The sequence below is a fragment of the Paenibacillus sp. SER-28 genome (assembly GCF_052906305.1).
Genome location: NZ_JBRECM010000002.1, coordinates 940,678 through 954,322, shown reverse-complemented (window position 1 = coordinate 954,322; position 13,645 = coordinate 940,678). Strand labels below are relative to the sequence as shown.

The 13,645-nt window shown below is 43.1% G+C and carries 12 protein-coding genes and 2 pseudogenes; 12 read left to right on the top strand and 2 right to left on the bottom strand.

Annotated features, from left to right (window positions below):
• The first annotated feature begins 8 nt into the window (after nucleotides 1-8).
• From ACUYLD_RS09920 to ACUYLD_RS09900, 5 genes and pseudogenes are all read left to right on the top strand, one after another.
• The gene (locus ACUYLD_RS09920; RefSeq protein WP_446674902.1) at nucleotides 9-1,664 is read left to right on the top strand and encodes an extracellular solute-binding protein; all 1,656 of its coding nucleotides are present in this window, start codon (nucleotides 9-11) and stop codon (nucleotides 1,662-1,664) included.
• 324 nt (nucleotides 1,665-1,988) lie between these two features.
• Nucleotides 1,989-3,725: a sugar ABC transporter substrate-binding protein gene (locus ACUYLD_RS09915; RefSeq protein ID WP_446674932.1), complete on the top strand. Its 1,737-nt coding sequence runs from the start codon at nucleotides 1,989-1,991 to the stop codon at nucleotides 3,723-3,725.
• Between the two features lie 62 nt (nucleotides 3,726-3,787).
• On the top strand, nucleotides 3,788-4,702 hold the full coding sequence (locus tag ACUYLD_RS09910; RefSeq protein ID WP_446674901.1) for an ABC transporter permease: 915 nt from the start codon (nucleotides 3,788-3,790) through the stop codon (nucleotides 4,700-4,702).
• Between the two features lie 13 nt (nucleotides 4,703-4,715).
• Nucleotides 4,716-5,608: pseudogene (locus tag ACUYLD_RS09905) on the top strand (carbohydrate ABC transporter permease).
• A 65-nt stretch (nucleotides 5,609-5,673) separates the two neighbouring features.
• Nucleotides 5,674-6,428, top strand: a pseudogene (locus ACUYLD_RS09900) (alpha-amylase family glycosyl hydrolase); the annotation flags it as partial.
• A gap of 183 nt (nucleotides 6,429-6,611) precedes the next feature.
• Here ACUYLD_RS09900 and ACUYLD_RS09895 read toward each other — a convergent pair.
• Nucleotides 6,612-7,157 (bottom strand): TetR/AcrR family transcriptional regulator, encoded by a 546-nt coding sequence (locus ACUYLD_RS09895; RefSeq protein ID WP_165179876.1) that lies wholly within the window; start codon nucleotides 7,155-7,157, stop codon nucleotides 6,612-6,614.
• A 303-nt stretch (nucleotides 7,158-7,460) separates the two neighbouring features.
• Here ACUYLD_RS09895 and ACUYLD_RS09890 point away from each other — a divergent pair, with 303 nt between their 5' ends.
• The 6 genes from ACUYLD_RS09890 to ACUYLD_RS09865 all read left to right on the top strand — a co-directional run bounded on the left by ACUYLD_RS09890 (nucleotide 7,461) and on the right by ACUYLD_RS09865 (nucleotide 12,564).
• Entirely contained in the window at nucleotides 7,461-8,510 is a 1,050-nt protein-coding gene (locus ACUYLD_RS09890; protein WP_446674900.1) for an NAD(P)-dependent alcohol dehydrogenase, read from the top strand.
• Nucleotides 8,511-8,716: 206 nt separating this feature from the next.
• Nucleotides 8,717-9,919: a multidrug effflux MFS transporter gene (locus ACUYLD_RS09885; RefSeq protein ID WP_446674899.1), complete on the top strand. Its 1,203-nt coding sequence runs from the start codon at nucleotides 8,717-8,719 to the stop codon at nucleotides 9,917-9,919.
• Between the two features lie 178 nt (nucleotides 9,920-10,097).
• On the top strand, nucleotides 10,098-10,886 hold the full coding sequence (locus ACUYLD_RS09880) for a carboxymuconolactone decarboxylase family protein (RefSeq protein WP_446674898.1): 789 nt from the start codon (nucleotides 10,098-10,100) through the stop codon (nucleotides 10,884-10,886).
• A 14-nt stretch (nucleotides 10,887-10,900) separates the two neighbouring features.
• Complete coding sequence (locus ACUYLD_RS09875; RefSeq protein ID WP_250261330.1) at nucleotides 10,901-11,362, top strand: cyclophilin-like fold protein; 462 nt, start codon at nucleotides 10,901-10,903, stop codon at nucleotides 11,360-11,362.
• Between the two features lie 80 nt (nucleotides 11,363-11,442).
• The gene (locus tag ACUYLD_RS09870; protein ID WP_250261329.1) at nucleotides 11,443-11,838 is read left to right on the top strand and encodes a cupin domain-containing protein; all 396 of its coding nucleotides are present in this window, start codon (nucleotides 11,443-11,445) and stop codon (nucleotides 11,836-11,838) included.
• A gap of 162 nt (nucleotides 11,839-12,000) precedes the next feature.
• Nucleotides 12,001-12,564 (top strand): DUF3737 family protein, encoded by a 564-nt coding sequence (locus ACUYLD_RS09865; RefSeq protein ID WP_446674897.1) that lies wholly within the window; start codon nucleotides 12,001-12,003, stop codon nucleotides 12,562-12,564.
• Nucleotides 12,565-12,806: 242 nt separating this feature from the next.
• Here ACUYLD_RS09865 and ACUYLD_RS09860 read toward each other — a convergent pair whose 3' ends face one another.
• Entirely contained in the window at nucleotides 12,807-13,139 is a 333-nt protein-coding gene (locus ACUYLD_RS09860) for a hypothetical protein (RefSeq protein ID WP_446674896.1), read from the bottom strand.
• Nucleotides 13,140-13,160: 21 nt separating this feature from the next.
• On the opposite strand from ACUYLD_RS09860, the gene ACUYLD_RS09855 reads away from it, so the two are divergent.
• A complete protein-coding gene (locus tag ACUYLD_RS09855) occupies nucleotides 13,161-13,424 on the top strand; it encodes an SDR family oxidoreductase (RefSeq protein WP_446674895.1) in 264 nt (87 codons plus the stop codon).
• The last annotated feature ends 221 nt before the right edge of the window (nucleotides 13,425-13,645 follow it).

Sequence of the window (13,645 nt, the reverse complement as noted above, 5' to 3'; positions counted from 1 at the left end):
GGAAAGCGATGATTAAGAAGATGGCTGCATGTGTTCTTGTCGTCAGCTTAATTGCAGTGACAGTAAATTTCAGCAGCCCATACTTCCGGGAATCACCAATGGGACCAACGAAAACAATCTCGGACACTGTTGCCAATCCATTGGGGAAATATGAACATCCCGTTTCCATCCGGCTGGGATATGTGGTAGACCCAACAGGCGCGGATCTATCCAGAGGAGAAACACTTGAGAAGAATATGTGGAAAACGATGATTAAACAAAACCTTAACATTGATGTCCAGGTATTATGGCAGGTGTCGAAGGAAAATCTGGGTCAGAAAATCGATCTGGCTATCGCCAACAATGATCTGCCGGATGCCATGATTGTAAATCAGGTGCAGCTGAACGAGATGATCAAGGCTGGAGAAATTGAAGATCTAACCGAGGCATACAATAGCAGCGTATCACCGGAAATAAAAAAAATTATCGATAGCACAAACGGATTAGCTATGGAACAAGTGACCTTCGATGGCAAGATGATGGCTGTTCCTTCTGTGACAGCGGAAGACTTCAGCATGCTCTGGATTCGACAGGATTGGCTGGATCGTCTTGGACTGAAGCCGCCGAAAACGGTAGATGATCTGGAAGCTATCGCCAAGGCCTTTGTGGAGAATGACCCGGATGGAAACAGTAAGCGGGATACGATTGGCCTTGCTTCAAGCACTGGACTGTATAACGATTTCAACAACAGTGCTTTTGCTTTTGATCTAACGCCGATCTTCGCAGCATATGGATCTTTCCCGGGATATTGGCTGAGCAAAGATGGAAAACCTGTATACGGTTCGGTTCTACCGGAAACGAAGGACGCCTTGGTAAAGCTGCGTGAAATGTACGCCAAAGGCCTTCTCGATCCAGAAATGGGCATCCGCAAAGAAGCGGAGGAAACGGTCATTAACGGTCAGGCGGGGATGTTCTTTCAAGGTTTCTATGCTGGGTACTGGCCCCTTCCGAGCGCTTGGCAGAACGAGCCGAAGGCGAACTGGCAAGCATACGCACTCCCGCTGGATGCAAACGGAGCATACCCTGTGAAGGTGGATAATCCGTCAAGTTCATTCTTGGTGGTACGAAAAGGATATGCTCATCCCGAAGCGATCATTAAAATTAACAATCTGTACCTTCGTGATGAGTTCAAGTACGGTACGCGTTTTATGCTGAGCCGCAATTTCTTTGCTCCGGCAGATGAGGCACGATATGAATCGAAGGCCGCGCAGGATATTCTGATGGGAACCAAAACACCCGCCGATTTCAAGGGCAAGTCTGAATACAAATTACTGGAAAACTTGGTTTCGACGATAAAACAAACCAAATTGAAGCCTTATGATCAACATGGTATTTCCTATTGGAATAAACACAGCGACAGCTTTATGCGGAGTTATTCGCTTCTTGTAGGCGGAAGAAATTTCTTCGATCCAAACATCCATAAAGTTCGAAGCCGTACCTATATACGAACTCCAACGATGGAGAAGGCTTGGGGTGAACTATCGAAACTGGAACATGATACATTTTTGAAAATTATTTTAGGCGCTGAACCAATCGATTCATTTGATCAATTTGTCGAGGAATGGAAGGAACAAGGGGGCGATCAAGTGACTGTGGAGGTGACCGCAGCCCATAATCATCGCTGAAGACCATCATGAATGTGATACGATAAATTCTACACGACACTTTTATAAATCCATTAATCAAGCCGACAGATTCCTGTTTCAGGAGCTGCCGTTTTTTTTGTTCTTCACTTTGATTAGTAAGTAAGGATAGACAAATGTATGTCGGTAGGTAGGATAAATGCTTACAAGCCAACTATGGCTTCATGATCCAGAATGAAACCGTATACATTTCTCTATCCAAACAGACGTTCAATCCCTATCTCGATTTGTCTTCTCCGAGTCTTATAATGAAAGCGCAAACAAAAACGATAGAGAAATATTCAGAACGAAGGGGAATCGAATGTGATGAGAACTAAATGGTTCATAAAAAGAAACATGTTGACGAGACGTCTGGCCGTGCTGTCGATGTCTGCCCTGATGATTTCAACCCTTGCAGCCTGTGGGGGTTCCTCCAACCCTCCCACTGCGGAGGAAGCGGGCAAGTATGAGGCAACACCGGGAGACCCATTCAGTGCCTATAAAGACGAAATAACCGTAACGATGGGTCGTGTGACTACAGCCAACCCGAAACTGCCGGCTGGAGATACGTATGAGAACAACGCGTATACTCGGCTGGTCAAAGAAACGTTTAACGCTCAGATTAAAGACCAATTTGAAGCCAACGGAGAAGATTACAGCCGTCAGGTTTCTCTCGCCATCGCCTCTGGGGAACTGCCTGACATGATGCGTGTCGATTCCAAGGATGAACTCAAAGAACTGGTTGATAATGATCTGATTGAAGATATGACGGAAATTTACAAACAGTATGCCACAGATAACATCAAGAACATTTACGAATCTTATGAGGGCCGTGCATTAGATAATGCGACGATAGATGGACGTTTAATGGGACTTCCGGCTACTTCCCTAGATTCCGCGCCAACCATGGTCTGGGTTCGTCAGGATTGGCTGGATTTACTGGGTATCCAACTTGACGCAGACGGAGACGGGGCCATCAAGCTGGATGATGTGGAGAAAACGGCCGAGGAATTCCTGAAAAGAGATCCTGGCCAATCCGGGAAACCGGTAGGTATTCCCTTTGTGAACACCCTGAATACAAGTGACTATAATGGTTCCGCCTATACCATGCTGGGAGTTGCCTCCACCAAGGGTGCATTCCCTCAATACTGGATGAAGGGAAAGGATGGCAGCATTGTTTATGGCTCGACAACAAAGGAAACCAAGCAGATGTTAGGCGTCATGGCAGATTGGTTCAAGAGAGGCATCATCGACCCGCAATTTGGAACACGCACATTTGATGATATTACGGCACTGTACACCAACGGCCAAAGCGGTATTGCTTTTGGACCATGGCATATTCCCGACTGGGGTTTGAGCAGTGTGAAGCAGATGGATAAGAATGCGAAATTCACGGCTTACACTTTGGAGGATGCAGACGGAAAGGTACACGTGGCACACGCCAATCCAGCCAATCAGTTTATCGTTGTGAGAAAAGGATATGAACACCCGGAACTCGCCGTTAAAATAGTAAACCTTTTCTACGATAAACTGGCAAATGATAAAAATGTGGAAACATCTATGCCAGAAGCCGCCAAGTATCAAGAGAACGGCGTAGACGGTTCTACCAGACCTTTTAATATTGAAGTCAACTCGGCTACCTCGCTGCTGGATGATTACTCTGACGTTGTTCGCGGGATTAAAGGGGAGATTAGTCTGGATCAGGTCCGGACAACCGAATCAAAGAACAATATTGAAAGTATCCAAACCTACTTGAGCGATATGGATACGGATAACGTAACAGCCTGGTCGAAATATCACTCGCGTATCAACGGAGTGGGACTCATCGACAAACTGACACAGGAAAACAAATTCGTTTGGATGACACCCGCTTTCTCTGGAACTACACCAAGCATGAAACAGACATGGGCTAATCTGACCAAGATGGAGCAGGAATCTTTCATCAAAATCGTGACTGGTGCAGAATCTCTGGATTACTTCGATACTTTCGTTAGCAATTGGAAGAAACAAGGCGGTGACCAGGTAATTCAGGAAATTGAAGACGAGGCCGCATCCGATAAATAAATAATCATGAACTGCTAGAAGGGCTGCGATACGCAGCCTTTCTTTAGGAAAGGGGTCCATCCATGAAACAGGGAAATGATAAAGCAAAAGGTCGGTTGGGCACAGGTGCCATGTATCATCTGATGATGCTTCCGGGAATTTTATTTTTGCTGGTATTCAGCTATGTTCCGATGGTCGGTGTCATTACGGCGTTTCAGGATTATATACCAGCCAAGGGGATGTTTGGCTCCGAATTTGTAGGGCTGAAGCATTTTATTTATATGTTTAAGCTGCCGGACATCGCACAGGTTTTTAGTAATACGTTGGTGATTGCCATTGTCAAGATTCTATTGGGAACCATGATGGCTATCATTTTTTCCATTTTGTTAAATGAGATCCGCATCAAATTCGTTAAAAAATCTGTTCAGACAATTGTTTATCTGCCACACTTTCTATCCTGGGTAGTTCTAGCGTCCGTGGTTGTTAACATGTTCAGTTTGGATGGAATTGTGAATCAAATTTTGGCTTTCTTCGGTCTGGAGAATATTAATTTTCTCGGCAGCAACACCTGGTTCCAGCCGCTGATTATTGGGACAGACGTGTGGAAGGAGTTCGGTTACAGTTCCATCGTCTATTTGGCTGCAATTACTTCGATTGATCCGGGTCTGTACGAAGCGGCAGGAATGGATGGAGCCAGCTGGTGGAGAAAAGTATGGCATATTACGTTGCCAGGTATGCTGCCTATTATCCTGCTCATGGGAGTGATGAGTCTGACCAATATTTTGAGTGCCGGCTTCGATCAAATTTATAATCTGTATAATCCGGTTGTCTATGAGTCGGGAGATATTCTAGATACTTATGTATATCGGATTGGACTCGTTGGGCGACAGTATAGCTTCGGTACGGCTGTTGGCCTGTTCAAGTCAGTGATCGGTATTGTTTTGCTATTGTCCGCCAACCATTTGGCCAAAAAATACACCGACCGAAAAATATTCTAAGGAGGCACTGCCTATGTCATATTCTGTAAGTCTAAAAGATCGAATTAGCCGGTTTGTCATCAATGCCATCGTCATATTGCTGGCATTGATCTGCCTTCTTCCGTTATGGAATATCGTTGCGATTTCATTTAGCAGCAGCGAGGCCGTGTCAGCTAATGCTGTAGGTCTCGTACCGGTCAATTTTACAACAGCAGCGTATACGAAAATTATTGATGATGCTCAGTTCTGGCGTTCCTTTGGCATTTCTGTTCTACGTGTTGTGCTCACACTTCTTCTCAACATGATTCTTATTATTTTAATGGCATACCCGCTCTCAAGTCGAAAAGGGAATTTAGGGGCAGAAACGTTTATATGAATGTCATGATTTTTGCCATGCTGTTCAGCGGCGGGATGATCCCGAGTTATCTACTGATTAAAAACCTCGATATGCTTAATACAATTTGGTCGCTTGTTCTACCGGGAGCTGTCCCTATATTTAGTGTCATCCTTGTCATGAACTTCTTCTCTGCTGTACCTAAGGCGCTAGAAGAAGCAGCATTCATCGATGGGGCGAATCCGCTCCAGGTCCTGTTCAAAGTGTATGTTCCCGTGTCCATCCCTGCGCTGGCGACGGTAGCACTATTCAGTATCGTGGGAACGTGGAATGATTTCTTCAGCGGTTTGATCTATATGACCCAAGTCAGCAATTATCCGCTAATGACTTATATTCAGTCTCTTAACGTGGATATTGCGGAACTTCTTCAATCCGGCACCAACTCAGCACAACTCAGCAACCTGACTGAAATTTCAAACAAAAATCTAAATGCGGCCAAAATCGTAGTCGCTGTCATCCCGCTGCTGCTGATTTATCCGCTACTTCAAAAATATTTTGTGACTGGAATTGTTGTAGGATCGGTAAAAGAGTAATTGTATGCTGTGACTTGATTGAGATAAAAACACCTATTCGTGTATTGGAAGGGTTGTAATGAACAATGAAAAATAAAAATTGGTGGAAAGAAATCGTTGTATACCAGATATATCCACGTAGTTTTCAAGATATCGGCGATTTGAAAGGAATTGTTTCCCGTCTAGACTATTTGCAGCAACTCGATGTCGGAGCAATTTGGCTATCACCAGTTTGATGATTTTGGTTATGATATTTCGGACTATCGGGATATCGATTCGATGTTCGGGTCTTTGGATGATATGATGAGCATCCCTGGTTTCAAGAAGCAAAAAAAGTAAAGAAAATCCGTACCATGACTATTATGTCTGGAGAGATGGCATTGGAGAAATGCCACCAAACGACTTGGGTTCCATATTTGGTGGTTCAGCTTGGGAATGGGTACCCGAGATAGGACAATATTATTTACATCTTTTTTCTGTAAAACAGCCGGATCTCAACTGGGAAAACCTAAAAGTCCGACAAGAGATTTACGAAATGATCAATTGGTGGATAAGCAAGGGTGCAGGCGGTTTTCGGCTTGACGTAATAGACTTAATCGGAAAAGAACCAGATTTGAAAATTACCAGCAACGGGCCGAATCTGCATAAGTATATCAGGGAACTCAGCAAGGAGACGTTTCAAAAAGCTGGAGATCTGCTGACGGTTGGAGAAACATGGGGCGCTACGCCAGAGAGCGCCAAATTGTATTGCAACCCGGACGGCAGTGAGTTTTCAATGGTATTTCAATTTGAACATATTAGATTAACAAGGCTTGAGCTACGAAAATCTTGTTCATTATGGTATAAATGGATAATTTAAGGGAGTTGGCGAAGTGATTACTGATATATCATTGAGCAAACGAGAAACGTTAGTTGAAAATAGCATGGAGCAGTTTGCCGGTTGGTAGCTGCTCCATTTTTGATAAACTAACGGGCAGTTATCTTCAATCAGTATAGACTCTATTTAAACCTATTATTTAACCCTCTATAGACTTCTCTCCAATAAGGCTCCAACTTGTTCAGCCATGATTTGTGGCGGATACGGCATTTCATTTCTAATCCACCATTCTATTACCCCTACATAAGCGGTACCAGCATATTGCAACATAACGTCTTCATTTAAATCCACATTTCTTCCACTTTCTCTATCAATCTCACCTCTGAATCCTCCCATAACATAATCAAGAAGACGAGTTCTAAAAGAGGGGGCTCCTTTACTGGCTAACATAGTCGAAAAAAATAAATAATTTTTCTCAAAATACTCAAAAAAGGGTACAAGTCCATTGCTCCAATCCAGCTTACATGCCCATTCATCCATTTCGCCTAACTCATTCATGTGTGATTCGATCAGTTTATCCAACAAATCATATTTGTCCTGATAATGGAGATAAATCGTACCACGGTTTACGTTTGCCTGGTCTGCAATGTCTTGAATGGTAATGTCATCGAAGTTTTTTACAGCCATCAGTTCAATAACGGCTTTTTTCAAGGATTCTTGCGTTTTTAGAATTCTCCGATCCACTTTTATCATTTAGTCTTTTCCCCCTGACCAACTCAAAATAATGAACACTTTTCGTGATGTTGTTGTTATTTCAACAAATTGCGCTTTTTTAACCATTGAACTTAGGCTTCTTTTTTATAATAATAGACGTGAGTTGATAAAACAACAAGTTTTGTTTATCCGCTCTCTGTAGTTCACTAATATTACCTAAAAGGAGAACTTAAATTTAGAAAGGAGGGATGTTCACTTGGTAATTAATAAAAAATGTGAATAATCATTACTAATTTCTAAAAAAGGACTAACAGATAAAATTGTATTCACTGGAGGTTATATATGATTAATGCTAATGCACGTGCTGTGTTCGGTCCGGAAGGTCCGTTCATACTAACTACAATTGAGCGCAGAAATCTTAAGCCGCATGATGTTCTCATTGAGATCAAGTATGCGGGGATTTGCCACTCTGACATCCATACCGCCCGTGGGGATTGGGGGCCAGTCCAATACCCTATCGTTCCAGGACATGAGATCGCCGGTGTTGTCGCCCAGGTTGGCTCGGAAGTCACAAAGTATACTGTTGGTGACCGAGTAGGAGTTGGCTGCATGGTTGATTCCTGTCGAGAGTGCGAGAGTTGCCGTAGAGGAGAGGAGCAATATTGTCTTAATGGACATACGGGTACCTACGCAGCTATCGACAGATATGGACAATATACACAAGGGGGTTATTCCACACACATCGTCGTAACGGAAGATTTCGTGGTTCGAATTCCTGACGGCATTGATCTTGATGTCGCCGCTCCGCTTTTATGTGCTGGGATCACAACGTACTCTCCGCTGCGCCATTGGGGTGCTGCCTCCGGCAAGAAGGTAGCAGTTGTTGGACTTGGCGGACTCGGACACATGGCTGTGAAGCTCGCTCATGCTATGGAAGCAGAAGTAACGGTTTTATCTCAAACCTTGAAGAAAAAAGAAGATGGTTTGAAACTAGGAGCGGACCATTATTATGCCACCAGCGATGCGGAGACATTTAAGAAGCTGGCCGGCACGTTTGATCTCATCGTGAATACGGTGAGCGCGAAAATTGATTTGAATGCCTACCTATCACTGCTGGCAGTGGACGGTACCTTGGTTAATGTCGGTGCGCCGCCGGAGGCATTGCCTGTTCAAGTATTCTCTCTTATCCCGCATCGTCGGTCGTTTGCTGGATCGGCAATCGGCGGTATTCGGGAAACACAGGAAATGCTTGATTTCTGCGCTGAACACCACATTACGCCTGAGATCGAGGTTATCTCCGCTAATCAGATTGATGAGGCATGGGAACGCGTACTTGCTTCGGATATCCGGTATCGATTTGTCATCGACATCAGCACGATGGGGAACGAATAGGGATTCATTGCAGCAAAAAAATATCAAGGGCACGCCGGGTGGTGTGCCCTTGAGTTGGATAAGGAAAAGACAGATCTTCCGAAATTCATCTAAGACCCTTTGTATATCGGAGGGGTATACTGTCACAGGGTAATAAAACGACAAAACCTAAAGCAAATGCGTTGGCTTAAAGAATGTGCATTTAATCAATCATAGGAGTTAAAGGAATGAAATATAAGACCCAAAAAAATTCTCTCGGTTTTGCTCTAATATTGGCCACATTCTCGGCGCTGGGGCCGTTTACCGTCGATATGTATCTTGCATCACTTCCGCAAATCGCTGTTTTTTTTGGAACAAGTGCAACTGCCGTTCAAGCGAGTTTAACCACTAGCCTGTTAGGATTAGGGTTAGGGCAGTTGATAATGGGGCCTTTAAGCGACATTTATGGAAGACGCCGGCCTTTGTTGATTTCCATGATATTATTTATCCTTTCCTCGATTGGATGCGCTTTTGCACCAAGCATAGAATGGTTTATATTTTTAAGATTTATTCAAGGGGTTGCTGCGTCCGCCGGACTCGTTATTTCGCGCGCTATTGTTCGAGATCGGTTTAGTGGGATTGAAATGACTAAGTTTATATCGTTGCTAACGATGATAAGCAATGTCGCTCCGTTAATTTCCCCTACGGCCGGAAGTACGGTCATGTCATACAGCTCTTGGTTAGGTGTATTTATATTTTTAGGGGTGCTAGGTATAGGATTAACTGGGATAACCATATGGGGGTTAAAGGAAAGCTTACCAGTACAGCAACGTGCTCCAAGCAGTCTCCGTTCGTTGATGAAAAATTATAACATCTTGTTCCAAAAGAGGTCTTTTATGGGATATGCTCTAGTAAATGGCATATTGTTCGCAGGTGTTTTTGCCTATGTTGCAGGTACCCCATTTATTTATCAAAACATATACGGCGTGTCGCCGCAACTGTTTTCGATCCTGTTTGCGTTGAATGGCCTTGCTATTATCTTGGGATCTCAATTCGTCAAGCTGCTTGCAGGCCGGGTAACGGAAAGTCGACTATTTTTGATCGGATTAATACTGTCTTTTATATCTTCCGCTGCGGTCTTATTTATAGTACTAGTACATGGAGCATTATCAGCTATGTTTATTTCGATCTTCTTATTCGCCTTATCCATTGGGATCATTGGACCCATCTCTTTTACATTAGCAATGGAGTCGCAAGGGCATATTGCAGGGAGCGCTTCTGCCGTGCTCGGCACCTTACAATTCGCGTTAGGTGCCGTTACGTCTCCGCTTGTGGGAATTGCAGGCGAAAATTCCGCTATACCTTTTGGAATTATTATTTTTTCTACCAGTTTATTATCTATAATTACCTATATCATTCTGGTTAAAGGGATAAAAAAATTATCCGTTTGATGCACTCCATATCAAAGGAGTATTGGCGCTCACTCTATGTGTGCACCTACTAAGAGCATAACTCCCATTGGTACTAGGCGACAGTCAAGGATCCACCGCGTGAAACCAACACCTAATGTACATCAATAAAGGCGCTCATTGGACTATTTTTAAGGAAAAGAAAGGGAGGAAGCATGAAATGGATTATACGAAACTTGGAAATAGAGGGAAATGTACGAATCGAATTGAAAAGAATCAAGTGACGTATAAAAAGCTATTTGGCGATGGAGTGCCAGTGGCATACGCTACCGATCCTGATTTTCAGGACATCCTGAGCCGCTTCATTTTTGGGGAAGTTTTTTATCAAGGTGAATTGGACGATAAACAACGTGAGCTTATCACCCTGGTGGTGCTTGCAACGAACCAAACGTTGCCACAGCTCAAGGCCCATACTCAGGCTGCACTGAACGTTGGGCTGACACCGGTAGAAATCAAAGAGGCCATTTACCAATGTGCGCCTTATTTAGGATTCCCCAAAACGCTAAATGCCATCGCGGAGATTAATGAAGTTTTCAAGGCCCAAAATATAGTGTTACCTCTCGAAAGCCAAAAGCAGGTTGAAGAAGAGAATCGGTTAGATAAAGGGCTTGCAGTGCAGGTAGAGATTTTTGGCGATATCATTGAAAAAAATAGGGATAATGCTCCATCCAATCAAAAGCATATACAGGACTATCTTTCTGCCTTCTGTTTTGGCGACTTCTATACTCGTGGAGGTCTTGATCTGAAGACACGGGAGCTGCTGACCCTCTGTATCTTAAGCAGCCTGGGCGGTTGTGAAAGTCAAGTCAAGGCACATGTGTGGGGCAATCTGAATGTGGGCAATGACAAGGATATGATGATCACTGCCATCACTCACTGCCTTCCATATATGGGTTTTCCGAGAACATTAAACGCTTTAAGTTGCTTAAATGAAATCATTCCGGAATAGCTAGAGAGAATTTAGTGAAGAAACCGATTTCTCTACCCCTAGTTTTTTTGATGACCCTTACCCTCATGGCTTGTGGCGGTAATACCAATGGAGGAAAAACTGTGGCCAATCAAACAACTAATATAAAAATAAAATTGATATTTAACAACGAGGAAGTAATGGTAAGCATGTACGAAAATCCGACCAGCCAAGATTTTTTACAGCGACTTCCAATGACTATAACCTTCGAGGATTATGCTGGAACCGAAAAAATCAGCAGGCTAGAGAAAAGATTGTCCATTGAAGCTGCGCCGTCAGGCATCGATCCTTCCGTTGGAGATTTTACTTATTATTCTCCTTGGGGCAATTTGGCTATATTTTATCAAGACTTTGGTTATTCAAGTGGACTTGTAAAGCTAGGTCATATTGAGGTCGGAGTTGAAAAGCTTGTAAAAATGAACGGCAGTTTCACGATGACGATTGAGCAAGCCCAATAGCATTAATGATTCCTGAAAAGTAAGAAGTCGATAGCATCGCGTTGGATAATAATAAAAATATAAGAAAGTAGGGATAAAAAATGAAGAATGAGCACTTAAGCAATAGCACACTCTTCCCATTGGGTCAAAAAGTCGAAAAAAATTTTATCGGTGACGCATACTTACAAATGGTGTTTACCGATCCAGCACCACTCAATACAGCAATCGGGAATGTAACCTTTGCTCCCGGTGCCCGCAATAATTGGCACTCTCATCATGCTGGGCAAGTGTTGTTGGTTACTGGCGGTGAAGGGTGGTATCAAGAAGATGGAAAGCCAGCCCAATTACTCAAAACAGGCGATGTGGTAAACATTCCACCAAACGTAAAACATTGGCATGGTGCTACGAAGGACAGCTGGTTTGTTCACTTAGCTCTTACACCAGGACAAACAGATTGGTTAGAACCCGTAATGGATGAAGATTATACTAAACTATAATAAATGAATTAACACACAGACACGGCAGCCATCAATGCTGCCGTTTTTATTGAAGCTTCTCATAAACCTGAAACCCTCTGTTTCTAGTCTGCGGAGATTCATCAAACGAATATGAGGTCAGGGAATATTTGAAGCTAGTACTGAGCGATTGGAGACAGTATTATGCAAACGATCGATCAACAAATACTTACTGGAGAACGAGCACTTTTCAAATGGAAGTATCCCTTATGGTATTGCAATAATATTCGTATTAGTAGCAGCACTTTCCTTGAAATGGCCCGATCAGGAATATGGTATACACATCAAATTGCCATCAGTGACAGCGTAATAGAGGCACCAAAGGTATTTCGGCGTTCGAGCGGGATCCGACTGACAAATGTCGATCTATCCAACGCCCAAGAAACCTTATGGAATTGCGCAGATATTCACTTGAATCATATGACCGCAAAAGGCGATTATTTTGGAATGAATAGCGCAAATATCATCATCGACGATTTCACATTGGCAGGGAACTACGCATTCGACGGAGCAAAGAATATGGAGATTCGCAATGCAAAGCTTATTTCAAAGGACGCTTTCTGGAATTGTGAGAATATCACCGTTTATGATTCATTGATCATCGGAGAATATTTAGGCTGGAATTCGAAGAACATCACGTTTATCAACTGCACCATCGAAAGCAATCAGGGAATGTGCTACATGGACCGTCAAAGATTGGACGATTGATTCAATAACGGTTACCGGACACTCCTCCACGAAACGAATGGAAAATCTGCTTTAGAGATGCGTAAAAAATTCGTTTAGTTAGCGATCGAGAAGTTATATATGATGATCAAACTGAAATCGATTTGACCTCTTTGGCGGCCACAATGCGTTCATCGTTATTAAGCGTTTTGAGCCATAAGTGAAATATAAATGATTAAACCCCAGGGATCTTATCCATCTGGAAGATGCCCTGAGGTTTTTTGTTAATGAGCAGGTAGGCCTTGTCTGTAGTAATACGAAGCGGTCTCAAAATCTTTTTGGTGATAATAAGCTTCAGCTATAAGGATATACAATTCGTTTATTTTTTTGTGCGCTTGCTTTTGTTGATATATGGTGCGAGCTAAAAAGAAGTGATCCAGAGCTTGTGCTAGATTTCCATAGCGGGAGTTGATTTGTCCTATTAAAATATTGAGCTGGGCTTTTAAATCCAGATTCATATTTACATGCAAAAAATTATCACAGATCCTTTGTGAAGAAGGCAGAATTATTAATATTTCCTCTGTAGCGGCTTTACGAGAGGAAGCTTCGGCCCTCATTATGGTGCTTCCAAGGCCGGATTGATTGGATTAACCAAATCCTCAGCCCGTGAGCTGGTAAAATACAATATTAGTGTGAATGTGATCGCGCCGGGCCGGATCGCCTCGGAAATGACAGGTTCATTAAATGACGCTGTGATGGAAGGGATTATCGGGAATACGCCGCTGGGTCGCCTGGGTAAAAAATCCGAGGTTGGGGAGCTTGTGCCCCAACTTGCCAATCCGAAAATTGGTTATCTCACGGGACAAACCATTGTCATGGATGGAGGACGCTATATGCAATAATCATATTCGCTTTTTGTTGTATACTACCAGTTTCTACATGTAAAGCATGCCGCCCAAAAGCGGTAACACAGCCCCATCTTCTTCTACGAAATCACACATGAGATTCATTCCATTATGGTACGTTCATATATTAGTCCATATAAAATGGCAAAAATCTCGGGATGTAAACACTTAAATGGATACATTTATCCATACTCCACAAGATAATAATTCAACCAAGT